We start from the raw sequence: 22,432 nt of genomic DNA on the forward strand, positions 1-22,432 counted from the left end.
CTAATGGGTGACCGGCCAGGATACGTACTGATGGACATGCACCAGAAGGGTGAGGGCATGGTTCGCAAGGCCTTTCTCAACCAGGTGGCCTATTGCCAGCATGCCGGTGCGGAGACGACCGCCAGAGTCGTCGAGGCGATACTGAGCGTCCTCGAAAGCGACACCAGCAACGCCCTGCTCGAACGTATCCGCCAGTGGCAGGGCGCCCCGTCGGCAGACGCGCTGCCGCTCCGGATAACGGGCGGCATCCATTCGCTGCACCTGTCCGGCGAGGCGCCGGAACTCATGCCCATCTATCGCGGCATTCCAGCCGACGATCAGGCGATCCTGACCGAGCTGATGATCGCTCACGAAGCGCAGCTCATGCCGTGGCTAGACGGGCCGCCGCAAACCAACGAGGCGGGGCGCTCTTCCAATTTCATCGCGGCGATGCTGTGGCTGGCCGCAGAGGGGCTGCCAGCGAAGTTCGAATGCCTCGAGATCGGGTCTAGCGCCGGGATCAACCTGATGCTCGATCGCTATGGCTACAGCCTGGGCGGAGTGAACGTCGGTCTCCCGGTACCGGTCATGCGCTTCGATCCGGAGTGGAAGGGGCCGCCGCCTCCTTCGCAAGCGATCGAAATCGTCTCGACCAGGGGTTGCGATATCGCGCCGGTCGACCTGACCGACGCCCGCGAGGCGCTGCGGCTCAAGGCGTATATCTGGCCCGAGCACACCGTGCGGTTCGACCGGATGGAGGCAGCGATCCGGGCGGCAAAGGACCGTGCGCCCGACCTGGTGAAGATGAACGCGGCCGATTTCGTCGAGCAGGAATTGCAGCAACCGCAGGACGAAGGCGTCACGCGGTTGCTGATGCACTCGATCGTTTGGCAATACGTCCCGGAGGACCAGCAGCAGCGGATCACTGCCGCTATGGAGGCCGGCGGGGCGAAGGCGACGGCGGAGAAGCCGCTGGCATGGGTCAAGGTCGAGGCCGACAGGACGGTCCACCGCCACATGCTCAAGGTCCGGTACTGGCCCGGCGGCGAGGAAGAGACGCAGCTTGCCTGGTCGCATCCGCATGGCGCGGAAATCGAGTGGATCGCGGGCTAGTCAGTCCGTCCGCGCGAGGAAATCGTCGATCGCCGAATTGACCCGATCCGGCGCCTGCCAGGTCAGGAAATGGCCGCAGCCGGGTATCTTCACGAGCGTCAGGTCGGCGACATGCTCGTCGAGCCCTTCGATCAGCTTGGGGCTGAGCGCATGGTCGTCCATCGCCCAGACCACCAGCGTCGGGATGGTCAGTTTCGGAACGCGCGGGATCTTTGCATCAGGCGGAATCTCCAGCGGCGCGTCGGGCGGCGGGACGGACAGCGGTGTCGCGCGATACCAGTTGAGCATGGCGATCGCGGCCTCGCCATCGGACCAGTCGGAAAGGACGGCCGCGCGCTCGTCCGGATCGTCGGGCAATGCGCCGTTGCCGCTCCCGTCGAGCAGCACGCTCAGGCCCTTCTCGCGAATTTCCGCATCGCGCGAGGTGTCGCGATACAGGCGCATGTACTGGCCCATCGCGCGCTGATGCGCGTCGGTCCACAGCAGCTTCGAATAGAGCACCGGATGGGCGGCGTTCGCCAGGATCGCCCGGTCGACCCGCTCGCCTTGCCCCCTCATCGCCACGCCCCAGGCAAGCGCGCCACCCCAGTCGTGGCCGACGATCGAGAAGCGCTCGATTCCCAGCGCATCGGCGAGCAGGAACACGTCGCCGATCAGCTTGTCGGGCGTATAGTGTTCCGCGCCTTCCGGCTTCGACGATCCGCGATAGCCACGCTGGTCGGGCGCGATGCAGCGATAGCGATCGCGAAGATGCGCGACCTGATGCCGCCAAGTGCGATGGCTTTCGGGAAAGCCGTGCAGGAAGATGAGTACCGGCGCGTCGCGCGGTCCTTCGTCGACGCAATCGAGCTCGATCCCGTTGCCGAGGGCGACCCGCGTCTGCGCAAAACCGGTCACTCGGCTTCCATCTTGTCCATGTACCCGCGCTCGACCATCGCGGCGACCTGGTCGAACAGTGCATCGGGCGTCCGGCGCGCTTCGCCCATCGCCAGTTCGCCTCCTTCGGCGACGATGATCTCGCGCGTTCCCGCGGCCATGGCATCGACCATGGTCCGGGCAGCATCGGATGGCGCGATACCGTTGTCGATGACCTCGTCGCTGCGGCCACGCTTCTCTCCGCCCGCGGTCAGCGCGTTGCGGCTGACGTCGGTCGCGATCGAGCCGGGATAGATCACGTGGACCTGGACGCCGGTCTGCGAAAGCTCGGCGCGCAACGCGTCGCCATAGCCCGCAAGGCCGAACTTGGCGGCGGAGTAGGCGGTGCGCATCGGTACGCCGACCTTGCCGGCGATGGAGCTGATGAAGGCAAGATGGCCGCTGCCACGCTCTGTCATATGGCCGATCAGGCCTTGTGCGAAGGCGATCTGCGCGGTCAGGTCGATGTCGATGATGTCGCGATAGACCTGCATGTCGGTCTTGAGCGCACGGCTGCGCTGCGAGACGCCGGCATTGGCGATGGCGACATCGACGCCGCCTTTCCACGCGGCGGCTTTGGCGGTGGCTTCGGCCAGAGCATCGTCGTTGCGCACGTCGAACGGCAGAAGCAGCGTCTCGCCGCAATCCGTCGCGACTTCGGCCAGCCGCGCCTCGTCACGGCCAGACAGTACCAGGTGCGCGCCGCGCGATGCGAATTCGCGCGCCAGCGCGGCGCCGATGCCGGAGGATGCGCCCGTGATCCAGACGGTCTTGTTCTCGAAACTCATGGATAGCTCACCGTTTTTGGCTGCCCCTCGGGCAGCGGGATACGTTCGTCGCTGTCGCCCGGCACGGTCGGGAAGCGCTGTGCCTCCCAGTCCTCGCGCGCCTGGCGGATGCGGTCGCGGTCGGAACTGACGAAGTTCCACCACACGTGGCGCTTGGTTGCGAAGGCTTCGCCGCCGAGCAGCATGACCCGGCCACCGCGCTCGCTCGACAACGTCATGTTGCGTCCGGGCGCGAGCACGGTCAGCTCGTAGAGGCCGAGCGCTTCGCCATCGATACTTGCCTCGCCGCCGACCAGCATGACCGCACGCTCGTCGGCGCTGATCTCGATCGGCAGCGCGCCGCCACTGCCCAGCACGATCTCGGCATAGATGGTGTCGGCATGCGTGGTGGTGGGCGCGCGCTTGCCCCACAATTCGCCCATGATGACGATAGCTTTGGCGCAAGTGTCCTCGACGACCGGCAAGTCCGAAATCGCCTCGAAAGCCGGGTCGATCTCCTCGCGCCCGTCGGGCAGGGCGAGCCAGGTCTGCATTCCGTAGAGCCTGGGGCCGCTGGCCCGGTCCGCTCCGGGCGAGCGTTCGGAATGCACGATCCCGCGCCCGGCGGTCATCAGGTTTACCTGCCCCGGCCGGATCGTCGAGAAACTGCCGATGCTGTCGCGGTGGTCAATCGCGCCCTCGAACAGCCAGGTCACCGTCGCGAGATTGATATGCGGATGGGGGCGTACGTCCATGCCCGATCCGATGTCGAGTTGTGCCGGCCCGAACTGGTCGACGAAGATGAAGGGGCCGACCATGGTCCTCGCTTTGGAAGGAATCGCGCGGCGAACCTGGAACTGGCCGAGATCGTGCGTGACGGGGGTGATGGTCTGTTCGATCATGCGGCGATTTCCTCTCGGACAAGGTCGGCAAGGTTGTCCGGAAAGAGTGCTTCGTGCCAGTCGGCAAGTTCGTTCAGCGTGAACCAGCGATGCTGCGTCATCAGCCGTCTTTCCTGCTCGGTATGGAGCGCGGTGTCGATCACCGGTTTCTCGACGCGGACCAGGTAGAAGCGCTCGTCGCCCTGCACGGGCTCACCCTCAACGGTCACGTATTCGGGCGTCAGTCTGGCGATTTGCGGACCCGGCTCTGCGCCGATGCCCGTTTCCTCGAGAAGCTCGCGCCGTGCCGCATCCTCGAAGCGTTCGCCGGCCTCGCACTCCCCTCCGGCCGTGACCCAGAAGGGCGGGCGACCGGGGACATCGTACCGGAACATCAGGGTGCGCATGTCGGCGTCGACGAGGATGATCCGTGCCGATCGGCGCAGGCGAAGAGCCGCGTTAAGCTGGTGCATCGGCCTTGATCGCTACCGCGTGAACACGCTCGCCGACGATATCGCCGAGCGCGGCGATCACCGCGCGCTGTCGGGCCAGCCGGTTCATCCCGGCGAATTGTGGTGCCTCGATCACTACGGTGAAATGCGATTCGCCCGAGCCGTCGTCACCCGAATGTCCGTGGTGCATGGCACTGTCGTTGATTACTTCGAGCCGCGTCGGCGCGAAGGCCTCGCGCAGCAATTCTTCCATTTCCTGCTGGACCGGTCCGGCCATGCGTCGAATCTCCTGCTGGGGCTTTCCATAGCGCACCCCACTCCCCATTCTAGCACGAATGCGCCCGACCAAGTTCCATGGACGATACGAGAATACCGACAAGGTGTGCGAGCACCCCACCTGCCAGGAAGCGGGGGAGTTCCGCGCGCCCGGTGACCGCAGGCACGGCTTCGACGGGCCGGGCGAATGGCGGTGGTTCTGCCTCGACCACGTGCGCGAATTCAACGCCGGATATGACTGGTTCGAGGGCATGAGCGCAGAGGAAATCTATGCCGCGCAGGCGCCCGGCGCGGGCTGGCGGACCGAACAGCCCGCCTATCGCCCCACGGCCGGAGTGGACGGCATGCCGCGATGGGCCGATTTCGACGACCCGCTCGACGCGATCTCCGCCCGTGCCGCCGGCATCAAGAGCCGCGCCCGGCGCGAGGCGGAGATGGCGATGGCCGGGCGTTTCAGCCGCGAAGAGGCGCAGGCGCTCGAGGTCATGGGTCTGGGGCTCGACGTCGATCGTCAACGGCTGCGGCGGCGCTACTCCGAACTCGTCCGGCGCTATCACCCGGATCGCAACGGCGGGGATCGCAAGTACGAGGCCCGCCTCAACCGGGTGGTCGAAGCCTACCAGACGCTCAGGAAATCGCGCGTCTTCGCCTGATCAGCCGGCCTGTGCCGCAGCGATCAGCTTCTGGTCGATCTGTGTCGCTTCCCGGTAGCGCTCGCGCGCGGTGAGCCGGTCGACATAGGCACGGAAGGAGGCTCGCTCGCCGATCGTGCCGAACCGCAGTCCCCAGATGAACTGGCTGCCGAGATAGACGTCGGCCATGGTGAAACGCGCGCCGCAGGCATGGTCGTGAGAGGACAGCCACTGGTCGAGCGTGTCGAGCGTCAGGTCGAGCGAGCCGAAGCCTGCCATCCCGCGCCGTTCTTCCGGCACTTCCCAGCCCATCGCACCGGCGACGACTGCCTGCTCCAGCGGCCCGGCGGCGAAGAACAGCCAACGGAAGTAATCGGCTTTCTCGTGCCTTTCGGGCAGCAGCCCGCTCTCGGGATGCGTCTCGGCAAGATAATGGCAGATCGCCGCGCATTCGGTGACGACGTGGACGTGGTCTCCGTCGTGATGGACCAGCACGGGGACCTTCGCCATCGGATTGACGTCGAGCAGGCCCCGCGGCTTGTTCGACAGGTCGACCAGCTCGGTTTCGTAGTCCGCGCCCGCTTCCTGCAATGCCCAGCGCACGATCTGGCCGCGGCTCATCGGCTGGGTGAAGAACGTGAAATCCGCCATGCGTCAGGCTCCCAGCTCGACGATCGGCGCGAAGCCGCCAGATATCATGCGCGAGCCGTCGAACGGCATCTCGCCCATGTTCTGCATGCGCGGATCTTCCATCATCTTCTGCTGCGCCGCTTCATAAGTCGGCTTGTCCGGCCACGTGACCCAGCTGAAAACCACTTTCTCTCCGTCCTCGAGCCGGACGGCGCGGCGCATGTCGGTGGTCTTGCCGTCGGGAACGTCGTCCTCCCAGCATTCCACCTGCGAGAGCGCACCGAACTCTTCGGCCAACTCCCAGAACCGGTGCGCCAGGTCGATATAGGCCTGCTTGTTGCCTTCCGGCACTGCCGCCACGAATCCACTGACATAGGTCATTTCATTCTCCTTCCTTGCCCGGTTCGGGACGCATCAGCGGGCGTGCCCGCTACGATTGGCGAAACGCCCAGCGCAGGGTCTTGCCCGCACCAAAGGTTGCAGCGCGCGCGGCGAGGCCATCGAAACCGGGTTTCTTCAGGCCCAACATCGAGCGCGCGAACGGCGGCAGCATGTCGACCGCACTCGTGCCGAGCATCTGCTGGACGGCGGGCGGGGCGCCTTCCGGTTTCTGCGAAAGTACCAGCCGCGCGATTTCGCTCGCTTCGGGCGAGGCTCGCAGGTCGCCACGCAACTCGCGGAACAGCGCCTCCGCCTCGTTGACCGTTTCGGGGACCGGGTCCGCGCCAAGACCGCGCGCGATGACCGCGAACTGCCGATAATACTCGTCCTGCTCGGCATAGGGCATCTCGGGCCGCACGAAGCGCTTGTAAGCCGCGAGAAAGCTGGTCGCTTCGGCGACGTGGACCCAGGCCAGCGTCCTGGGATTGGTCGCGCTGTAGGCGGTGCCGTCGGGTAGTGTGCCCGTCACCTCCGAGTGGATGCGGTTGACCCGCTCTATCGCCTGCAGTGCGTCGTCGCGGTGGCCGAAGGTCGTGACGGCGATGAAACGTGCGGTGCGGCGCAGGCGGCCATGCATGTCCGCGCGGAAGTTCGAATGGTCGAGCACGCCCTGCAGCGCATGGGGGTGCAGCATCTGCAGCAGCAGGCTGCGAATGCCGCCGACCATCATGCCGACGACGTCGGCGTGGACCATCCGAATGGGCGTATCGCGTTCGAACAGCGCCTCGTCGCTCGGCGGGACGGGCTGCTGCCCGCTTTCGACGTCGTTGAAGGTCGAGCGAACCCGTGCGACGATTGCTTCGCGAAGCTGGTCGGCCGGAGAGCGTGCTGGCATGGCCGCGAAGCTAGCGTGCCGCGATCACGAACGGAAGATGCGCGCCGAAATCGTCGCGCTGGCCGCATCGAACAGCGATGGGTCGCGCGCAGCGCGCGCTGCCAGCTGCGCGCCGAGCAGCTGGACGAATACCGCCAGCCCCTCTTCGCGCGGCCCTCCGGAAACCGAGATGCTGCGGTCCTGGCGTCCGCGCTGCAGGACGTCGCCGAGCCAACGCACGACAAGCTCGCGCAATCGCGTGACCTGTCCGCGCATCTCTTCAGGCAGGTTCGCCGCGTCGGCGATCATGGCTGCAAGAAGGCTCACTGCGGTGCCGTCGCGCAAATCGTTGCGGCACCTGGCGAGATAAGCGCGCAGAGCATCGCCGCCGCTGCGGGATCGCTCCGATAACTCCGCCAGTTCGCCTGCCAGCCGATCAGCGTAACGATCGACAAGTGCCAAGCCCAGGCTGGCCTTGGCAGGAAAGTGGTGATGGATGCTCGCCTTGCGGATGCCCGCGAGCGTTGCGAGGTCGCCGTAACTCACTGCAGTGAAGCCGCGCGCGCAGCTCTCGCTTTCCGCCAGATCCAGCAGGTTTGCGTAGGTATCGCTCATCGGCGCCTCCGCCTACCTTCTAGTAGGTCGGGCTTTCTTTTGCAAGCCGTCGCGCAAACCGTTCTCGAGGTAGGGACGATGGTTAACGCGCGCTTGCGCCGGAAACTGCTGTTCGCCGCGGAGCCAAGTCCTCAAGATACGCCGGTAAGAATTTTCCCGACCTTTGGGCAGAGCCATTGTCCCGGCTGCAAACTAGCAATTGTGGGCGGCGAAGTATCCTCGCGCTTGCGGGCGGTTCCGTCCCTCGCTAGGCGTGACGACGAAATGAGCCAATTCCTCAAAGCCATGGCCGGCACCGCCCTGAGCGAAGTGCTGATCGAAGAACCCGACACCACTGTCGATGTGCGCGAAACCTTCGGCATCGATGTCGACTGGAAGGTGCCCGCCTTCTCGCAACGGGACGACCGCGTGCCCGAAGTCGACGAAGGCTATGTCTTCGATCCCGAGACGACGATGGCGATCGTCGCCGGTTTCGCGCAGGATCGCCGGGTGATGATCCAGGGTTATCACGGGACCGGCAAGTCGACGCATATCGAGCAGGTCGCCGCGCGGCTCAAGTGGCCGACCGTGCGCATCAACCTCGATGCCCACATCAGCCGGATGGACTTGATCGGACGCGACACAATCATCCTGCGCGACGGTCTGCAGGTGACCGAGTTTCGCGAAGGCCTGCTGCCGTGGTCGCTGCAGCATCCTGTGGCCCTGATTTTCGACGAGTACGATGCCGGCCGCCCCGACGTGATGTTCGTCATCCAGCGCGTTCTCGAACAGCGCGGCAAGCTGACCCTGCTCGACCAGAACAAGGTGATCACGCCCGATCCCCACTTCCGCCTGTTCGCGACCTCGAACACGGTCGGGCTCGGCGATACGACCGGCCTTTATCACGGTACGCAGCAGATCAACCAGGCGCAGATGGACCGTTGGAACATCGTCGTCTCGCTCAACTACCTGCCCGCCAAGGTCGAGCAGGACATCGTGAAGATGCACAATCCGGAAGTCGACGAGCAATTGATCGCGAACATGATCAAGGTCGCCGACCTGACGCGCCAGGGTTTCATGAACGGCGATATCTCGACTGTCATGAGCCCGCGCACCGTCATTACCTGGGCGCAAAACAACGCGATCTTCAACAATCCGGGCTTCTCGTTCCGGCTCTCGTTCCTCAACAAGTGCGACGAGGAAGAACGGATGCTGGTGGCGGAATACTATCAGCGCGTGTTCGGCGAGGAACTGCCCGAGAGCGTGCTCGGCCGCAGTTAATCTCGCGCAGGCTATTGTCGGACCTGTATTGTTACGATAATACAGTGATGAACGATGGGCCTTTTCGATCGATCAGGAAAGCACCGCGATAGCGGACTGGAAGGCGACTGGCAGTCGCACTCGGGCTATTTTGCGTTGCACGACGCGCACGGCGACGGGCCGGACTACGACGATCCCGACTACGAGCGGCGCGATTACGACCGGCCCGATTTCGACAGCTGGGACCGCAAGCTCGACGAGGTCGATCGCCGTTACGCCCCGCCTCGGCCCCGCACGCGCTGGTGGCAGCCTTCCCATTATCGCGGCCGCGGCAAGCTGTGGTGGATCGCACGCGTCGTTGCGGCGATCCTGCTGCTCCTGATCCTGACGGTCGGGTGGCTGGCGATAACGGCGCCGCTGTCCAAATCGCTCGAGCCGATCGCGCCGCCGCAGATCACGCTGCTTGCAGCCGACGGTACGCCGATTGCCCGCAACGGCGCGGTCACGGCAGAGCCGGTCGATGTCGATACGCTGCCGCCGCATGTCGTCGAGGCCTTCCTCGCGATCGAGGACCGGCGGTTCTATTCTCACTGGGGTGTCGATCCGGTCGGCATCGCCCGCGCGCTGACCGGCACGGGTGGCGGCAGCACCATCACCCAGCAGCTTGCCAAGTTCACCTTCCTCACTCCGGAACGGACGCTGACCCGCAAGGCGCGCGAAATGCTCATCGCCTTCTGGCTGGAAAGCTGGCTTACCAAGGACGAAATTCTCGAGCGGTATCTGTCGAACGCGTATTTCGGCGACAACGTCTACGGGCTGCGCGCGGCGAGCCTGCACTATTTCTATCGCAAGCCTGAGAACCTCACCATGCCGCAGGCCGCGATGCTCGCCGGGCTTGTCCAGGCGCCTTCGCGGCTCAATCCGGCCAAGCATTACGAACGCGCCGAAGCCCGCATGCAGATGGTCCTCAACGCGATGGTGGCGGCCGGTTCCCTGACCGAAGCGGAGCGTGCAGCGGTACGCAGCCCGCGGCTCGACATCCGGCCGGCGGGCGATCTGCCGACCGGCACATACTTTGCCGACTGGGCGCTCGGCGACGCGCGCAAGCTGGTCGGCACCGGCTATTCCCAACACACGCTGGCGACCACGCTCGATTCGCGTCTGCAGAGAATTGCCAGCCAGGTGGTCGCGCGGGCCCCGCTGGGGAAGGCGCAGGTCGCGCTCGTCGCGATGCGGCCCAACGGCGAAGTGGTCGCCATGGTCGGGGGCAGGGATTACGGCAGTTCGCCCTTCAACCGGGTGACGCAGGCCAAGCGCCAGACCGGCTCGACCTTCAAGCTCTTCGTCTACCTCGCGGCGCTGCGCGACGGGTGGCGGCCCGACGACACGATCGCGAATACGCCGATCGAGACGGGCAGCTATCGCCCGAAGAACTCCGATGGACGGTATTCGCCGACCCTGTCGCTCGAGGATGCCTTCGCCCGGTCGAGCAACGTGGCGGCGGTGCGGTTGCTGCAGGACGTGGGAGACGACAAGGTCATCCGCACGGCCCGCGATCTGGGCGTGACGTCCAAGCTCCCGGCAGACGATGCGACCTTGGCGCTCGGGACATCGACGATGTCGCTGCTCGAACTGACCGCCGCCTATGCCGGGGTCGCGGCCAACGGCTTCCCGGTCGAGCCGCGCGCCTTTCCTGCCGAAGAGGAGGGGTGGTTCGAATGGCTGACGAATGGCCGATCGAGCCTGTCGGGCCGGACCCACGCCGACATGGAACGCTTGCTGCGCCGCGCGATCAACGCCGGGACGGGCAGGGCGGCGATGCTGCCGGTGCCGAACTACGGCAAGACCGGCACGACCCAGGACAATCGCGATGCCCTGTTCGTCGGCTATGCCGGCGGCCTGGTGGTCGGCGTATGGATCGGCAACGACGACAACTCGCCGCTCGCAGGGGTATCGGGCGGCGGGCTGCCCGCACGGATATGGCGAGACTTCATGGTTCGTGCCCTCGGTACCGGATCGATTCCGCAGCCCGCGCCACGACCGGTCGAGACGAGCGATCCGGGCGGGCCCGTCCAGCCGCTCGACGTGCCCGATATCGGCGACATTCCGATCGGCGACGGCAATTCGCGGCTCCGCGTGCGCGAAGGCGAGGTGACGCTGAGCACCGATGTCGAGGGCGTGCCGCTCGACATCACGCTGAACCAGGATGGCGTTGCCCTGCGCGAACGCGAACGCGCGGCGCAGGACGAGCAGTAGTTCCTTAGTCCGCTTCGACGACCATCACGTTCATGACTGCGGTGGCGATCGGCTTTTCCCGATCGTCCTGCCAGGCTTCGACCACGATGTTGGCGTTGCGGCGACCCAGGCGCTTGATCCGTCCTGCAGCCAGCGTGCGCTTGCGCAGACCGGCCCGCAGGAATTGCACGGTGACGTTGATAGGCTTGAGCCGGGCGTTGCGGCCTTGCCTGCTCAGTTCCGTGCGCAGCGCCGCATAGCCAGCGGTTTCGAGAATCCCGCTGGTGGCGCCGCCATGCAAGGCGCCCGGGCGCCCTTCCAGGTCCTCCGAGAAATCGATCGCGACGACCGGCATCCCGGCCTCGTCGTGGTCTTCGATCCGCATGCCGAGCGAGTGGGCGTAGGCGGAAAGCAGTTTGAGGTCGGCGCTGCTAGCCATTGGCGCGCCCCGGATTGATGGTCATGAAAACCCCCACCATCGTTGCGACCGTGTCCTCCGGGTCGCCGTCATGCGCAAAGCCCCGCACGAAGGCGGCGGAGCGCGTCAGCCGGTAGCATTCCGTGCGGCCGTACACCGCTGCATGGTCGCGCGCGGGCCGCTGGTAATCGACCCGCAGATCCAGCGTCGCGACCGGCTTGAAGACCCGGTTGGTCGTCCAGATGCACATGCCGCCAGCCATGTCGAGCAGGCTGACGATGGGGCCCGAAGCGAGCACGGGAAAGTCGGGGTCGCCGACCAGGTCTTCGCGCCAGGGCAGCTTCAGCTCGACCCAGTTCGCGCCCTTTTCATGGAACTCCAGGTCCAGCCAGCCGGGATGAGCACGTTCGAAAATCATCGATCCCATGCGTTCCGGATCAAAATGTGCGGGAATATCATTCATTTAGGTTAACCATCTAAGTCATTATTATTAATGGATTTTAACTTCTTTTAATCGGGTCGGGCAGGCCATTCTCCACCACCGGGGCGGCGCATGAAGCGACGTCCGGAACGGAGACCCATACAATGAAACTTCCCGAAATCGAGCTTGATGAAATTCCGGGCCTGCCGACCAAGACCGGCCTATACGGCAGCCAGATGAGCGGCGGCCGTAGCGACGACCGTGTCATCGCCGTCATGGTCTACATCTACAACAGCACGGGCGGCTGACCCGATTGTAACCGGAAAGGGAGCGCGGACCCATGCGCATGTCGGATCAGCTCGTCGCCTTGCGTGACGACCCCGCCAGGCAGGAAGCTGTGAAATCCGCAGCAATGTCCATGCGAAATGCATGGGCCGCGCGCCCCCGGGTGCAAGTGCTAACCGCCGCGCTGGCAAAATATGCCCGCGGCGCAGCGATCGAGGCCTGCGAAGATCTGGCCGAACTGGTATCGGTCCAGGACATCGCGCGGTCTTTCGTCGAGGAGTGGATCGCGCAGGTCGTCGCCCTGCTCGAGGAACATCCGCTCGCGAGGCACGAATTCGAATCGCGCTCGGGCGGCGGCGTTTCCTCGGTCACCCTTGCCAGCTCCGGGCGGTCACGGCTCGACCTCATCGTCAGCTGCGCGAAGGACGAGGATTGCGACCAGCAGTCGCTTGCGTTGCAGTTCGCTTCGGTCGAGCGCCACGAGATCTGCCTGTCGGGATCGGCTGAAATTCTGGTGGGGAGGTTGGAGCGCGATCGTCTGGAGATCGAACGGCGCAGCTTTGCCGCCGAAGACCGCCTGGAATTCGCTGCCGATACGATGGCGAAGAGCGTGCTGTCGTGCAGTCCGGGCTTCGCCGTGCTCAGGCTCTCGCGAAACTGCACCGACCCGTCGCCCACGCGCGACATCCGCGTGTCGGATGGTGCGCTGCTGCACCAGTCGAGCGGCGACATGAGCGACAGCCGGAGCGAGATCGCTATGGCGTTGCTGGCACGAATGAGGAGACGCGATGCGGTGCCGGCCATGATGGCGCTCGCGGAAAGAGGTAGCGATCATCTTCGCTGGGAGGCCGTACGCAATTGCCTCGCCCTCGACGTGCGCCAGGGCTTCCAGGTGCTCGCCGGGATTGCGGCCTCGGCCGACGATCCGCTGTGCGCCCCTGCCTGGGCGTTGCGCGCCCAGCTGATCGAACACCACCCGCAATTGCTGGAGCTGGAGACGCAGACATGCCCCGCCTGATCGACTGCCAGGACCCCGGCACCGCCACGCTCGAAGAAGCGCTCGACGCACTCGACGCCGGCGGTTTCGCAAGCCGCGACGAAGAGAGCCTGGCAGGGGCCAGCCTCGCGCTCCGCCGCCTTTCCAACAATCGCGAATTTTTCGGCGACATGCTGGTCGACCGGCTCTCGGCGACCAGACCCTCCGAAGCCGAAACCGCAAACGGTTACGGGCCGCAGTCGATCATCCTGTCGCAAGCCAGGAACGGTTATTTCCTGCGCGCCAACATCTGGCCTTCGCCGCGCGATTCCGTGTTCGCTTCGAGCGGAGCGGAAACCTTCGTCTACGGGGTGCCCCACGATCACAATTTCAGCTTCCTGACCGTCGGCTATTTCGGGCCGGGCTATCGCAGCGCCTATTACGAATACGAGTATGCCGACACGATCGGCTGCGAGGGCGAGAAGCCCGGCCTGCGCTTCATCGAGGAGAGCGCGCTGGAGGAGGGCAAGATGCAGCTCTACCGCGCGCACATCGACATTCACGACCAGATCCCGCCGGAAAGCATGTCGGTCTCGCTCAACGTGATCGAAGTCGACGAGGCGTCGTGCTGGCTCGATCAGTACGGTTTCGATCTGGAAAGCGGTGCGATCACCGGCACAATCAATCCCAACGCAACCGAAACTTTCCTCCAGGTCGCCGTGGGGCTGGGCGGGGCGGAAGCGATCGACCTGGCCGATCGGTTCGGGCGGACGCATCCCAGCGAGCGGATCCGGCTGGCGAGTTTCGCGGCGCGGGCGCACCTGTGCGGCGACGTGGCCACGAGGGAGGCGGTCTGGGCCGAGGCGGAGCGCAATTCCGGCAGCCTGCTGGTCGCCCGGGTGGCGGATCGCCAGCGCCGCGCTCTCGAAATCGCCTAGAAAGCGTTGCCGGACAAGGCGTCGATCGCGCCCTGCAGGATGATGGCCGCCGCGTGGCTGTCGATCTTCTCGGCGCGCTTCGCCCGGCTCATGTCCTGCCCGATCATCGCCGCCTCGGCGCTGCTCGTGGACCAGCGCTCGTCCCACAGGAGGACCGGCAGATCGAAGGCCTCGACCAGATTGCGGGCATAGGCCCGGGCGCTCTGGACACGCGGCCCTTCGCTTCCGTCCATGTTGCGCGGCAGCCCGAGCACGATGGCCTTGCTGCCGCGTTCCGCGATCACGGCGCGCAGCAGTTCGGAATCCTTGCCGAACTTGCTCCGCTTGATGGTCTTGCCCGCGGTTGCGAACCGCCAGCCGGCATCGCAGGTCGCAACGCCGATCGTCTTGGTTCCGAGGTCGAGCGCGAGGAGGGCGCCGCCGTCGGGCAGCAGCGCGCGCAGTTCGGCAGCGCTTTCGATTACGACGGCTTCGCGGCCCACGCGGTCACTCTCGCCAGCACGTCGTTCCTGAGCGCGCTCCAGAACAGGGGAATGTCGTAGACGTGGTAATTGTTGCCCGGCAGCACGGCATTGCCCATCTCCGGCGGGTCGCCGATCAGCAGCAGGCCGCGTTCGTTGCAGCGCGCGCCGACATAACCGGGTACGATTTCGCCGTTCCTCAAATCCCCGTCGGGCACCAGCGTCCCCGGGTTCGCGTCTGCCGCGACTTCGCCGCCGATGCTCCCGCTGAGCGGATTGGTGCACAGGATATTGCTCTGGCCGCGCTTCTGACCGTCATAGCCGGTCGAGGCGGCATAGGTATCGAGCACGTCCGAGGGATCGGCCGGCTCGGCGAAGCTGGACCAGCTCATGATGCAACCGGCCTGGTTCGCAGTCGCACAAGCAGGTAGGCCAAGCGCGGGCAGGTCGTGTTCGAGCGAGATCGGCCAGCCGACCACGTAGGCTGCGGCGACCTTGCGGGCGATCGGCTTGCCCGCGACCTCGTCCTTGAGCAACCGCATGACATGCAGCGCGCCCTGGCTGTGGCCGGCGATCACGATGGGCGTGTTCTCGTCGATGCTGGACACGAAGAAGGCAAAGGCCTGCGAGACATCGCCATAGGCCGCGTCGAGCGCCTGGCCCGCACGCGCGTCGTCGGTCAGGAACGCGCCCATGGTCGCCTGGCGATACTTTGGAGCCCAGATCTCGCTTGCCTGGTTGAACGGGCTGGCGAGGCCGCGCAGGAACAACCGCGCGGTGGTTTCCGCATCGGCGTCGTTCCACGGCGCATTCCAGGTCGCCCGGTTGTAGTAGCTCGTCGGATGCACGAAGAAGACCGCGAACTGCGGCGGTGCGGGTTCGGCCGGATCGGGCAGCAGCCGGTCGGCTCCACCGCGATCGTTACGCAGAGGCGGTTGCCAGCGCGCTGGATCCTCCGTCCCGATACCGGGCCGCGAATACCACATGTCCGGATCCTGGTAGGCGTTCGCCGCGAGCGGATCCTGCTCGACGAAGTCCGCCGACGGGACCATCGCTAGCCGGGTGAGGTCCCTCGACCAGATACTGAAGACGATTGCCGCGCCGATGACCAGCACGGTCGCAAAGGCGATCAGGTAGAGGAACTTGCGGACCATCAGGCAGGGTCCGCAGCCATCTCGTCGTCGGAATGTTCGCGATCGCCTTCCTCGAGCCGTTTCGCACGTTGCTCGAGCGCAACCTTGATCATCGCCAGCATCGGATCGGCAAGCGCCAGGCCGAGAATGCCGAACAGCACTCCGAAAACGAGCTGCGCACCGAGCACCAGGGCGGGGGCAAGATCGACGGTCTTCTTGGCGACCAGCGGAATGAGCACGTAGCCATCGACGGTCTGAACGAGGAAATAGACGAACACGGTGTAGAGGCCCATGTCGACCCCGCCGGAGAACCCGACGAGCACCATCAGAACGCCCGAGATGATCGCGCCGATGTTGGGGATGAAGGCGAGCAGTCCGGTCAGCAAGCCGAGAAGCGCAGCCATCGGGACCGCCCCGATCCCGATCAGCATTCCGCCGTAGGCAAGCAGCGCCCAGGTGAAGATCCCTTCGACGATCATGCCGAGGATGCGCCCCGCCATCAGCCGCCGCATGGTGTAGGCCATCTGGTTGACCGTTTCGTAGAACCCGTCGCGCCGGCGCTCGGGCACCATCCAGGCGACCCCGCGCTCGTAGAGATTGGGATCGATCGCCAAATAGATGCCGATGATTCCGATGAGCAGCAGCGTCGTCAGGCCGCCGAAGATGCCGCCGATGGCCTTGGTCACCGTGCCGACGCCGGTGACCGCGCTGCCGACGATGTTCTTCACATCATCGGTGCCGATGGCGAAACCCTGGCTCTGGAGAAATGCGAACAGGCGCCCGATCTGATCGTTGATGATCGCCGGGAATTCGGCAGCCTGCTGCGAAATCTGCGAGCCGGCGAAGTATCCGAGCCAGATCAGGAAGGCCACGGCCAGCAGGAGGACGATGCCGATCCGCCAATTGCGGCCGATCGGGAGGTATTTGGCGATCAGGCGCGATCCCCCGTCGATGATCGCGGCGAAGACGAGCGCACCGAAGATTACCAGCAGTGTCTGGGACAGGTGGACCGTCAGGACTATGAGCCCGATCACCAGCCCCCACACCAGCGCCTTTGAAGCCTCGTAGCGGAGCTTGGGGCTTTCTATGCGGGTCGGGCTGGTCCCGACCTTCGCGCCGACTTCATTCTGATCGTTGCTCATCGCGCGTCCCCTTCTTCACGACCGCCGGCCGGAGTGTGGTCCAAGCGCGGTCGGGGCGCAAGGACGTGAACCATGTCAGGGGATTGAGGCCGGTCGTCCCGTCGAGCGAGAAGGTGATGAACTCTGCCCTTCCGCCGACATTGGCCATCGGGATCGAACCGCCGAGCCCCTGTTCCCAGGCTTCTGCCCGGCTGTCGGCCGAGTGATCGCGGTTGTCGCCCATCACGAAGACGCTGTCGTCGGGAACGGTGATCTCGGGATAGTTGTCAAGCCCCTGCTGCATGTGGTCGATAACCAGATAGGTCGCGCCGTTGGGCAGCGTTTCGCGCAATGTGGGCAATTCGCAGACGCGTTCGCCCGAAGGCTTGGTAACCATCAGCGACGGGTCGCCGAATGCGGCGCAGGAGGTATTGGCATCGACCGGGATCTCGACCGCCGGCTCGACTTCCTGAGGCACGGGAACGCCATTCAGGATGATCTGCCCGTTCTTCACCGCGATCCGGTCACCGGGAAGAGCGACGACCCGCTTGATGTAATCCTCGTCCTTGTTGGGCGGAACGGGGATGACGATGTCGCCGTATTCGGGCGTTGCGGGCCAGATGCGCCAGTCGCTGCGGGGCAGGATGTGGAAACTCGCCGATACCCAGCTCCAGCCATAGGGATACTTGCTCACCACCAGCCGGTCGCCGACGAGCAGGTTGGGCATCATCGATTGGCTCGGGATGTAGAAGGGCTTGGCGATGAAGCTGTGGAAGGCAAGCACCGCGAGCAGCATGAGCGCCAGCCCGCGGATCTCCGCGAGCCAGTTGATCTTTTCGTCGCCATCGCTGTCGGTTTGCTTGGTCACCAGGGTCTGGCCGGTCATCGGGATCCTTTGGGCAATGCTTCGATGATAACGAAGGCCTGTGCCCATGGGTGGTCGTCGGTTAGGGTGAGATGAATGGCGGCCTCATGGCCTTCCGGCACCATTTCCGCAAGCCGGTCCGCAGCACCTCCGGTCAGGTACAGCGTCGGCGCGCCGGACGGCTTGTTCACCACGCCGATATCCTTGTGGAACACGCCGCGCGAAAAACCGGTGCCGATCGCCTTGGCGAAGGCTTCCTTCGCCGCCCAGCGCTTGGCGAAGGTGCCGACGCGGGTGAAGGGCCGCTTGTCCGCCTTGGCCCGCTCGATGTCGGTGAAGCAGCGCTTCTCGAATTTCTCGCCCCACCGCTCGAGCGAGTTGGCGATCCGGTCCATGTTGGTCAGGTCGTTGCCCATTCCGATGATCATCGCGCCAGCCTCACCGCGCCTCGTCCATCAGGTCGCGCATCCGGCGCACCGCGGCCTCAAGCCCGACGAATACAGCCTCGCCGACGAGATAATGGCCGATGTTCAGTTCGGCGAGCTGCGGAATCGCGGCGATCGGCTGGACATTCTCGTAAGTGAGGCCGTGGCCGGCGTGTGGTTCGATGCCGTTCTTGGCCGCAAGCGCAGCCATGTCGGCGATGCGCTTGAGTTCGGTTGCGAGCTTTTCGCTGTCGCCGTCGAGATGGGCGTGGGAATATTCGCCGGTGTGGAATTCGACCACCGGCACACCCAGCCGAAGCGCGGCGTCGAGCTGGCGCTCGCTCGCCTCGATGAAGAGCGACACCCGGATCCCGTTGTCGCGCAGCTTCCAGACGATGGGCGCGAGCGTGTTGTGGAGCCCGGCCGCGTCGAGCCCGCCTTCGGTCGTGCGTTCCTCGCGCTTTTCCGGCACAATGCAGGCGGCATGCGGTTGGTGCCGCAGCGCGATGGCAAGCATCTCCTCGGTCGCCGCCATCTCGAGGTTGAGCGGCAGGTCTGTCGCATCCTGGATCCGCTTCAGGTCATCGTCGCGGATGTGCCGCCGGTCCTCGCGCAGGTGAGCCGTGATCCCGTCACCGCCGACTGCCGCGACGATTTGTGCCGCGCGCACCGGATCAGGGTGATCGCCGCCGCGTGCATTGCGGATGGTCGCGACATGGTCGATGTTGACCCCGAGGCGCAGCTTGCCGCTCAAGCTGCGCGGCTCCCCGGCTTGGTGATCGGCACGGCGGCGAGTTGTTCCGGCAGTTCGTCCTCGGCATAGGTCGGGAAGGTAATCTCGATCAGCGGGAAGAACGGTACTTCGAAACCGTGGTCTCCACCGGAGCGGTCGACCACGCTGGCCATCGCGATCACCTCGCCACCGGCATCGGCAACCGCCTGCATCGCCTCGCGACTCGACAGTCCAGTCGTGACGACGTCCTCGACCAGCAGCACCTTCGCACCCTCGTCGATAGCGAAGCCGCGGCGCAACTCGAAAGAACCGGTCGGGCGTTCGAGGAAGATCGCGTCCTTTTCCAGCGTTCTGCCCATCTCGTGACCGATGATGATGCCACCCATCGCCGGCGATACGACCACGTCGATCTCCCCCCGAAGGTCGCGCGGGATCTTCTGGCAGATCGCGCGGGCGATGCGCCCGGCACGCTCGGCATTCATCAGTACGCGCGCGCACTGCAGATAATGAGCGCTGTGGCGACCGGAGGAGAGCTTGAAATGGCCTTCGAGCAGCGCGCCGCTGGCCCGAAACTCGGAGAGAACGTCTTCGTCGGTCATGATTGTGGGCTGGATACCTTTTTCGACTGTTGCGTAGCGGCGAATGTCGCTTGCACATTTTTATCCCTAGAAGCGCTTGAGGCATGGGGCAAGCGCGCCTATAGGGCAGCCCAAACCGGCCCCTTGCGGGGATTTCCGGCCCCTTGTGCGCCAACCGAAAAACGGACGACGTGGGGCCACGACACCAGGAAGCGGAAAGCGTCGATCTGATGAATTTCGGTCTTACTCACAGCATCAAGCGCCAGGGGCTGGCGGTGCTGGTTATTGCACTCATGCTCGCCGTGACGGCAGCCTTCATGCCGCGCTTCGCGTTCGCGCAGGATGCCGCCACCACCGATGCGGCGACGACCGAAGCGACCACCAGCGAGGCGACGCTCGATCCGGCGGAAGCTGCCGACGGTTCGACCGAGGAAGCCGCGCCGGGGGCAGGCGCCTATACCCCGATGAAGCCGACCCCGGGCAAGGGGATGCCGGTGGCCGGGGGCATCGGTTTCCAGGACCAGTATTCCGAAGACGGCGAATTCGCCCTGTGGATGCATGATTCGATCCTGCTGCCGCTCATCACCGCGATTAGCCTGTTCGTTCTCGGCCTGCTGCTGTGGGTCGTCATGAAGTTCCGTCGCGGAGCCAATCCGACCCCGTCCAAGACCACCCACAACACGCTGATCGAAGTTGTCTGGACGCTCGTGCCGGTGCTGATCCTGGTCGCGATCGCGATCCCCTCGATCACGCTGCTCGCCCGCCAGTACGAAGTCCCGCCGAAGGATGCGGTGACGATCAAGGTGACGGGTTACCAGTGGTATTGGGGCTACACCTATCCCGACAACGGAGGGTTCGAGGTCATCTCGAACATGCTGACCGAGGAAGAAGCCGCTGCCCGGGGCGAGCCCCACCAGCTCGCGGTCGACAATCGCATGGTCGTGCCCGCTGGCGTTCCGCTGCGGATCCAGACCACCGGCGCCGACGTGATCCATTCCTTCGCCGTGCCCTCGCTTTGGTTCAAGATCGATGCCGTTCCCGGCCGCGTGAACGAGCGTCTGCTCGTGATCGACGAACCTGGCGTGTATTACGGCCAGTGTTCCGAGCTGTGCGGCGCACGCCACGCCTACATGCCGATCACCGTCGAAGCGCTTCCGATGGCCCAGTACCGTGCATGGGTCCTTGCCCAGGGCGGCAGCTTCGGCGACGAGGCGGACAGTGACGAGGAAGTCGACGCAGCGCCGCTGCAGCAGCCGGAAAGCGCCATCGAAGGCGCGCCGGGAGCCGGCGCTCCGCCGGTCGGAACCGCCGCCACGACCGCCTGAACCGACAAGATCTAACGCAAGCAGAGAAACCAGCCATGGCCACCACCGCCGATACCTTCCAGGCTCACAGCGATGACCACGCGCATGACAGCCACGCCGATCACAAGCCCGGCTTCTTCGCGCGCTGGTTCATGTCCACCAACCACAAGGACATCGGCACGCTGTACCTGATCTTCGCAATCATCGCGGGTATCGTGGGCGGCGCGATCTCGGGCGTCATGCGGGCCGAACTCGCCGAACCCGGCATCCAGATCCTCGACTCAGTCATTCCCTTCGTCGGCGTCGGCCCCGGCAACTTCGACGAAGCGCTGCACCACTGGAACGTGCTGATCACCGCGCACGGCCTGATCATGGTCTTCTTCATGGTCATGCCTGCGATGATCGGGGGCTTCGGCAACTGGTTCGTTCCGCTGATGATCGGCGCGCCGGACATGGCCTTCCCGCGCATGAACAACATCAGCTTCTGGCTGACGGTTGCCGGTTTCTTCTCGCTGCTGTTCTCGCTGTTCGTTCCGGGCGGCACGGGCATGGGCGCAGGCACCGGCTGGACGGTCTATGCACCGCTGTCGACCAGCGGTTCGGCCGGCCCGGCGGTCGACTTCGCGATCTTCTCGCTGCACCTTGCAGGTGCGGGCTCGATTCTGGGCGCGACCAACTTCATCACCACCATCTTCAACATGCGCGCACCGGGCATGACGCTCCACAAGATGCCGCTGTTCGTGTGGTCGGTGCTCGTCACCGCGTTCCTGCTGCTGCTGGCGCTGCCGGTGCTCGCGGCCGCGATCACCATGCTGCTGACCGACCGCAACTTCGGCACGACCTTCTTCGATGCAGCAGGCGGCGGCGACCCGGTCCTCTACCAGCACCTGTTCTGGTTCTTCGGCCACCCCGAAGTCTACATCATGATCCTGCCGGGCTTCGGCATGATCAGCCAGATCGTGGCGACCTTCAGCCGCAAGCCTGTGTTCGGCTATCTCGGCATGGCCTACGCCATGGTCGCGATCGGTGTCGTCGGCTTCATCGTGTGGGCGCACCACATGTACACCGTCGGCCTCGACGTGAACACGAAGATGTACTTCACCGCGGCGACCATGGTCATCGCGGTCCCCACCGGCGTGAAGATCTTCAGCTGGGTGGCCACGATGTGGGGCGGCTCGATCGAGTTCAAGTCGCCGATGGTCTGGGCCATGGGCTTCATCTTCCTCTTCACCGTGGGCGGCGTGACCGGCGTCGTGCTTGCCAATGGCGGCGTCGACGATGCACTGCACGACACCTATTACGTCGTGGCGCACTTCCACTACGTGCTGTCGATGGGCGCGGTGTTCTCGCTCTTCGCGGGCTTCTACTACTGGTTCCCGAAGATGAGCGGCCGTATGCATTCCGAACTGCTCGCGCACCTGCACTTCTGGGGATTCTTCGTCGGCGTGAACGTGATCTTCTTCCCGCAGCACTTCCTGGGCATGCAGGGGATGCCGCGTCGTTATCCCGACTATGCGGAAGCCTACGCCTACTGGAACGAGATCAGCACGCTTGGCTACATGATCATGGCCGCCTCGATGCTGCTGTTCTTCGCTAACCTCGTCTATGCCTTCACCGTCGGCAAGAAGGCGGCAGCGAACTACTGGGGCGAAGGCGCGACGACGCTGGAATGGACGCTTCCGAGCCCGCCGCCTTATCACCAGTTCGAGACGCTTCCGGTGATCGAGGAGCATCACGACTATCACAACCACCTGCCGGGCAGCACCGCTGCGGCTCACTGACCGG

General features: G+C 65.0%; 27 protein-coding genes. 9 read left to right on the forward strand and 18 right to left on the reverse strand.

Annotation, left to right across the window (positions count from 1 at the left end):
• Window positions 1-30 precede the first annotated feature (30 nt).
• Entirely contained in the window at window positions 31-1,092 is a 1,062-nt protein-coding gene (locus tag GRI48_RS11075; RefSeq protein WP_237451913.1) for a DUF2332 domain-containing protein, read from the forward strand.
• Here GRI48_RS11075 and GRI48_RS11080 read toward each other — a convergent pair whose 3' ends face one another.
• From GRI48_RS11080 to GRI48_RS11100, 5 genes are read right to left on the reverse strand one after another with little or no spacing between them, the layout of a single operon-like run.
• A complete protein-coding gene (locus GRI48_RS11080) occupies window positions 1,093-1,989 on the reverse strand; it encodes an alpha/beta fold hydrolase (protein WP_160675962.1) in 897 nt (298 codons plus the stop codon). It lies immediately after the preceding gene.
• Entirely contained in the window at window positions 1,986-2,795 is an 810-nt protein-coding gene (locus tag GRI48_RS11085) for an SDR family NAD(P)-dependent oxidoreductase (protein WP_160675965.1), read from the reverse strand. Before GRI48_RS11085 ends, GRI48_RS11080 begins: the two co-directional genes overlap by 4 nt.
• Window positions 2,792-3,676, reverse strand: coding sequence for a pirin family protein (locus tag GRI48_RS11090; protein ID WP_160675968.1), 885 nt, complete (start codon window positions 3,674-3,676; stop codon window positions 2,792-2,794). Before GRI48_RS11090 ends, GRI48_RS11085 begins: the two co-directional genes overlap by 4 nt.
• The gene (locus tag GRI48_RS11095) at window positions 3,673-4,128 is read right to left on the reverse strand and encodes an NUDIX hydrolase (RefSeq protein WP_160675971.1); all 456 of its coding nucleotides are present in this window, start codon (window positions 4,126-4,128) and stop codon (window positions 3,673-3,675) included. The genes GRI48_RS11090 and GRI48_RS11095 overlap by 4 nt, the downstream gene beginning before the upstream one ends.
• A complete protein-coding gene (locus GRI48_RS11100) occupies window positions 4,115-4,384 on the reverse strand; it encodes a BolA family protein (RefSeq protein ID WP_160675974.1) in 270 nt (89 codons plus the stop codon). The genes GRI48_RS11095 and GRI48_RS11100 overlap by 14 nt, the downstream gene beginning before the upstream one ends.
• Window positions 4,385-4,442: 58 nt before the next feature.
• On the opposite strand from GRI48_RS11100, the gene GRI48_RS11105 reads away from it, so the two are divergent.
• Window positions 4,443-5,036, forward strand: coding sequence for a J domain-containing protein (locus GRI48_RS11105; RefSeq protein WP_160675977.1), 594 nt, complete (start codon window positions 4,443-4,445; stop codon window positions 5,034-5,036).
• Here the strand turns inward: GRI48_RS11105 and GRI48_RS11110 are convergent, their stop codons facing one another.
• The 4 genes from GRI48_RS11110 to GRI48_RS11125 are packed head-to-tail and all read right to left on the reverse strand — an operon-like array spanning window position 5,037 to window position 7,515.
• Window positions 5,037-5,666 (reverse strand): glutathione S-transferase family protein, encoded by a 630-nt coding sequence (locus tag GRI48_RS11110; protein ID WP_160675980.1) that lies wholly within the window; start codon window positions 5,664-5,666, stop codon window positions 5,037-5,039.
• Window positions 5,667-5,669: 3 nt separating this feature from the next.
• Entirely contained in the window at window positions 5,670-6,026 is a 357-nt protein-coding gene (locus GRI48_RS11115; RefSeq protein WP_160675983.1) for a DUF1428 domain-containing protein, read from the reverse strand.
• Window positions 6,027-6,075: 49 nt separating this feature from the next.
• Window positions 6,076-6,921: an oxygenase MpaB family protein gene (locus tag GRI48_RS11120; RefSeq protein WP_160675986.1), complete on the reverse strand. Its 846-nt coding sequence runs from the start codon at window positions 6,919-6,921 to the stop codon at window positions 6,076-6,078.
• A 24-nt stretch (window positions 6,922-6,945) separates the two neighbouring features.
• The gene (locus tag GRI48_RS11125) at window positions 6,946-7,515 is read right to left on the reverse strand and encodes a TetR/AcrR family transcriptional regulator (protein WP_160675989.1); all 570 of its coding nucleotides are present in this window, start codon (window positions 7,513-7,515) and stop codon (window positions 6,946-6,948) included.
• Window positions 7,516-7,779: 264 nt separating this feature from the next.
• On the opposite strand from GRI48_RS11125, the gene GRI48_RS11130 reads away from it, so the two are divergent.
• Window positions 7,780-8,775, forward strand: a complete 996-nt coding sequence (locus GRI48_RS11130) for an AAA family ATPase (RefSeq protein WP_419956962.1) — start codon at window positions 7,780-7,782, stop codon at window positions 8,773-8,775.
• Between the two features lie 54 nt (window positions 8,776-8,829).
• On the forward strand, window positions 8,830-11,010 hold the full coding sequence (locus GRI48_RS11135) for a transglycosylase domain-containing protein (RefSeq protein WP_160675992.1): 2,181 nt from the start codon (window positions 8,830-8,832) through the stop codon (window positions 11,008-11,010).
• A gap of 4 nt (window positions 11,011-11,014) precedes the next feature.
• On the opposite strand, the gene GRI48_RS11140 is transcribed toward GRI48_RS11135, so the two are convergent.
• Together GRI48_RS11140 and GRI48_RS11145 are read right to left on the reverse strand one after the other, a co-directional pair.
• Window positions 11,015-11,428, reverse strand: a complete 414-nt coding sequence (locus GRI48_RS11140; RefSeq protein ID WP_160675995.1) for a PaaI family thioesterase — start codon at window positions 11,426-11,428, stop codon at window positions 11,015-11,017.
• On the reverse strand, window positions 11,421-11,870 hold the full coding sequence (locus tag GRI48_RS11145; protein WP_160675998.1) for a PaaI family thioesterase: 450 nt from the start codon (window positions 11,868-11,870) through the stop codon (window positions 11,421-11,423). Before GRI48_RS11145 ends, GRI48_RS11140 begins: the two co-directional genes overlap by 8 nt.
• Window positions 11,871-11,992: 122 nt before the next feature.
• On the opposite strand from GRI48_RS11145, the gene GRI48_RS11150 reads away from it, so the two are divergent.
• The 3 genes from GRI48_RS11150 to GRI48_RS11160 are packed head-to-tail and all read left to right on the forward strand — an operon-like array spanning window position 11,993 to window position 14,027.
• Window positions 11,993-12,136 carry a hypothetical protein gene (locus tag GRI48_RS11150; RefSeq protein WP_160676001.1) on the forward strand — a complete coding sequence of 48 codons (144 nt, stop codon included), beginning with the start codon at window positions 11,993-11,995 and terminating at the stop codon, window positions 12,134-12,136.
• A 32-nt stretch (window positions 12,137-12,168) separates the two neighbouring features.
• Complete coding sequence (locus GRI48_RS11155) at window positions 12,169-13,131, forward strand: hypothetical protein (protein WP_160676004.1); 963 nt, start codon at window positions 12,169-12,171, stop codon at window positions 13,129-13,131.
• Window positions 13,119-14,027: a transposase gene (locus GRI48_RS11160; protein ID WP_160676007.1), complete on the forward strand. Its 909-nt coding sequence runs from the start codon at window positions 13,119-13,121 to the stop codon at window positions 14,025-14,027. The genes GRI48_RS11155 and GRI48_RS11160 overlap by 13 nt, the downstream gene beginning before the upstream one ends.
• On the opposite strand, the gene ruvX is transcribed toward GRI48_RS11160, so the two are convergent.
• From ruvX to pyrE, 7 genes are read right to left on the reverse strand one after another with little or no spacing between them, the layout of a single operon-like run.
• The gene (gene ruvX, locus GRI48_RS11165; protein WP_160676010.1) at window positions 14,024-14,509 is read right to left on the reverse strand and encodes a Holliday junction resolvase RuvX; all 486 of its coding nucleotides are present in this window, start codon (window positions 14,507-14,509) and stop codon (window positions 14,024-14,026) included. The two genes, GRI48_RS11160 and ruvX, sit on opposite strands and share 4 nt — an antisense overlap.
• A complete protein-coding gene (locus GRI48_RS11170) occupies window positions 14,488-15,642 on the reverse strand; it encodes a DUF3089 domain-containing protein (protein ID WP_160676013.1) in 1,155 nt (384 codons plus the stop codon). Before GRI48_RS11170 ends, ruvX begins: the two co-directional genes overlap by 22 nt.
• Window positions 15,642-16,763, reverse strand: coding sequence for an AI-2E family transporter (locus tag GRI48_RS11175; RefSeq protein ID WP_160676016.1), 1,122 nt, complete (start codon window positions 16,761-16,763; stop codon window positions 15,642-15,644). Before GRI48_RS11175 ends, GRI48_RS11170 begins: the two co-directional genes overlap by 1 nt.
• Window positions 16,744-17,628, reverse strand: a complete 885-nt coding sequence (gene lepB, locus GRI48_RS11180; protein ID WP_160676019.1) for a signal peptidase I — start codon at window positions 17,626-17,628, stop codon at window positions 16,744-16,746. The genes GRI48_RS11175 and lepB overlap by 20 nt, the downstream gene beginning before the upstream one ends.
• A complete protein-coding gene (gene acpS / locus GRI48_RS11185) occupies window positions 17,625-18,035 on the reverse strand; it encodes a holo-ACP synthase (protein WP_160676022.1) in 411 nt (136 codons plus the stop codon). Before acpS ends, lepB begins: the two co-directional genes overlap by 4 nt.
• 10 nt (window positions 18,036-18,045) lie before the next feature.
• Window positions 18,046-18,786: a pyridoxine 5'-phosphate synthase gene (locus GRI48_RS11190; protein ID WP_160676025.1), complete on the reverse strand. Its 741-nt coding sequence runs from the start codon at window positions 18,784-18,786 to the stop codon at window positions 18,046-18,048.
• Window positions 18,783-19,364, reverse strand: a complete 582-nt coding sequence (gene pyrE, locus GRI48_RS11195; protein ID WP_160676027.1) for an orotate phosphoribosyltransferase — start codon at window positions 19,362-19,364, stop codon at window positions 18,783-18,785. The genes GRI48_RS11190 and pyrE overlap by 4 nt, the downstream gene beginning before the upstream one ends.
• 296 nt (window positions 19,365-19,660) lie before the next feature.
• Here pyrE and coxB point away from each other — a divergent pair, with 296 nt between their 5' ends.
• Both coxB and ctaD read left to right on the forward strand, forming a co-directional pair.
• Entirely contained in the window at window positions 19,661-20,668 is a 1,008-nt protein-coding gene (coxB, locus tag GRI48_RS11200) for a cytochrome c oxidase subunit II (RefSeq protein WP_419956964.1), read from the forward strand.
• 35 nt (window positions 20,669-20,703) lie between these two features.
• Window positions 20,704-22,428, forward strand: a complete 1,725-nt coding sequence (gene ctaD / locus GRI48_RS11205) for a cytochrome c oxidase subunit I (RefSeq protein ID WP_160676029.1) — start codon at window positions 20,704-20,706, stop codon at window positions 22,426-22,428.
• Window positions 22,429-22,432: the final 4 nt, after the last annotated feature.

It is taken from the genome of Qipengyuania oceanensis (assembly GCF_009827535.1).
GTDB classification, from domain to species: domain Bacteria; phylum Pseudomonadota; class Alphaproteobacteria; order Sphingomonadales; family Sphingomonadaceae; genus Qipengyuania_C; species Qipengyuania_C oceanensis.

What these genes read in the sequence shown, in the direction of transcription:
- GRI48_RS11075 (WP_237451913.1), top strand. Translation starts at nt 31, where the DNA reads ATGGACATGCACCAGAAGGGTGAGGGCATGGTTCGCAAGGCCTTTCTC.
- acpS (WP_160676022.1), bottom strand. Translation starts at nt 18,035, where the DNA reads ATGATCATCGGAATGGGCAACGACCTGACCAACATGGACCGGATCGCC.
- pyrE (WP_160676027.1), bottom strand. Translation starts at nt 19,364, where the DNA reads ATGACCGACGAAGACGTTCTCTCCGAGTTTCGGGCCAGCGGCGCGCTG.
- GRI48_RS11140 (WP_160675995.1), bottom strand. Translation starts at nt 11,428, where the DNA reads ATGGCTAGCAGCGCCGACCTCAAACTGCTTTCCGCCTACGCCCACTCG.
- GRI48_RS11110 (WP_160675980.1), bottom strand. Translation starts at nt 5,666, where the DNA reads ATGGCGGATTTCACGTTCTTCACCCAGCCGATGAGCCGCGGCCAGATC.
- GRI48_RS11160 (WP_160676007.1), top strand. Translation starts at nt 13,119, where the DNA reads ATGCCCCGCCTGATCGACTGCCAGGACCCCGGCACCGCCACGCTCGAA.
- GRI48_RS11095 (WP_160675971.1), bottom strand. Translation starts at nt 4,128, where the DNA reads ATGCACCAGCTTAACGCGGCTCTTCGCCTGCGCCGATCGGCACGGATC.
- GRI48_RS11175 (WP_160676016.1), bottom strand. Translation starts at nt 16,763, where the DNA reads ATGAGCAACGATCAGAATGAAGTCGGCGCGAAGGTCGGGACCAGCCCG.
- GRI48_RS11115 (WP_160675983.1), bottom strand. Translation starts at nt 6,026, where the DNA reads ATGACCTATGTCAGTGGATTCGTGGCGGCAGTGCCGGAAGGCAACAAG.
- GRI48_RS11085 (WP_160675965.1), bottom strand. Translation starts at nt 2,795, where the DNA reads ATGAGTTTCGAGAACAAGACCGTCTGGATCACGGGCGCATCCTCCGGC.
- GRI48_RS11135 (WP_160675992.1), top strand. Translation starts at nt 8,830, where the DNA reads ATGGGCCTTTTCGATCGATCAGGAAAGCACCGCGATAGCGGACTGGAA.
- GRI48_RS11120 (WP_160675986.1), bottom strand. Translation starts at nt 6,921, where the DNA reads ATGCCAGCACGCTCTCCGGCCGACCAGCTTCGCGAAGCAATCGTCGCA.
- GRI48_RS11100 (WP_160675974.1), bottom strand. Translation starts at nt 4,384, where the DNA reads ATGGCCGGACCGGTCCAGCAGGAAATGGAAGAATTGCTGCGCGAGGCC.
- GRI48_RS11125 (WP_160675989.1), bottom strand. Translation starts at nt 7,515, where the DNA reads ATGAGCGATACCTACGCAAACCTGCTGGATCTGGCGGAAAGCGAGAGC.
- GRI48_RS11170 (WP_160676013.1), bottom strand. Translation starts at nt 15,642, where the DNA reads ATGGTCCGCAAGTTCCTCTACCTGATCGCCTTTGCGACCGTGCTGGTC.
- GRI48_RS11090 (WP_160675968.1), bottom strand. Translation starts at nt 3,676, where the DNA reads ATGATCGAACAGACCATCACCCCCGTCACGCACGATCTCGGCCAGTTC.
- ctaD (WP_160676029.1), top strand. Translation starts at nt 20,704, where the DNA reads ATGGCCACCACCGCCGATACCTTCCAGGCTCACAGCGATGACCACGCG.
- GRI48_RS11150 (WP_160676001.1), top strand. Translation starts at nt 11,993, where the DNA reads ATGAAACTTCCCGAAATCGAGCTTGATGAAATTCCGGGCCTGCCGACC.
- GRI48_RS11145 (WP_160675998.1), bottom strand. Translation starts at nt 11,870, where the DNA reads ATGAATGATATTCCCGCACATTTTGATCCGGAACGCATGGGATCGATG.
- coxB (WP_419956964.1), top strand. Translation starts at nt 19,661, where the DNA reads ATGCCGCGCTTCGCGTTCGCGCAGGATGCCGCCACCACCGATGCGGCG.
- GRI48_RS11155 (WP_160676004.1), top strand. Translation starts at nt 12,169, where the DNA reads ATGCGCATGTCGGATCAGCTCGTCGCCTTGCGTGACGACCCCGCCAGG.
- GRI48_RS11130 (WP_419956962.1), top strand. Translation starts at nt 7,780, where the DNA reads ATGAGCCAATTCCTCAAAGCCATGGCCGGCACCGCCCTGAGCGAAGTG.
- lepB (WP_160676019.1), bottom strand. Translation starts at nt 17,628, where the DNA reads ATGACCGGCCAGACCCTGGTGACCAAGCAAACCGACAGCGATGGCGAC.
- GRI48_RS11105 (WP_160675977.1), top strand. Translation starts at nt 4,443, where the DNA reads ATGCGCCCGACCAAGTTCCATGGACGATACGAGAATACCGACAAGGTG.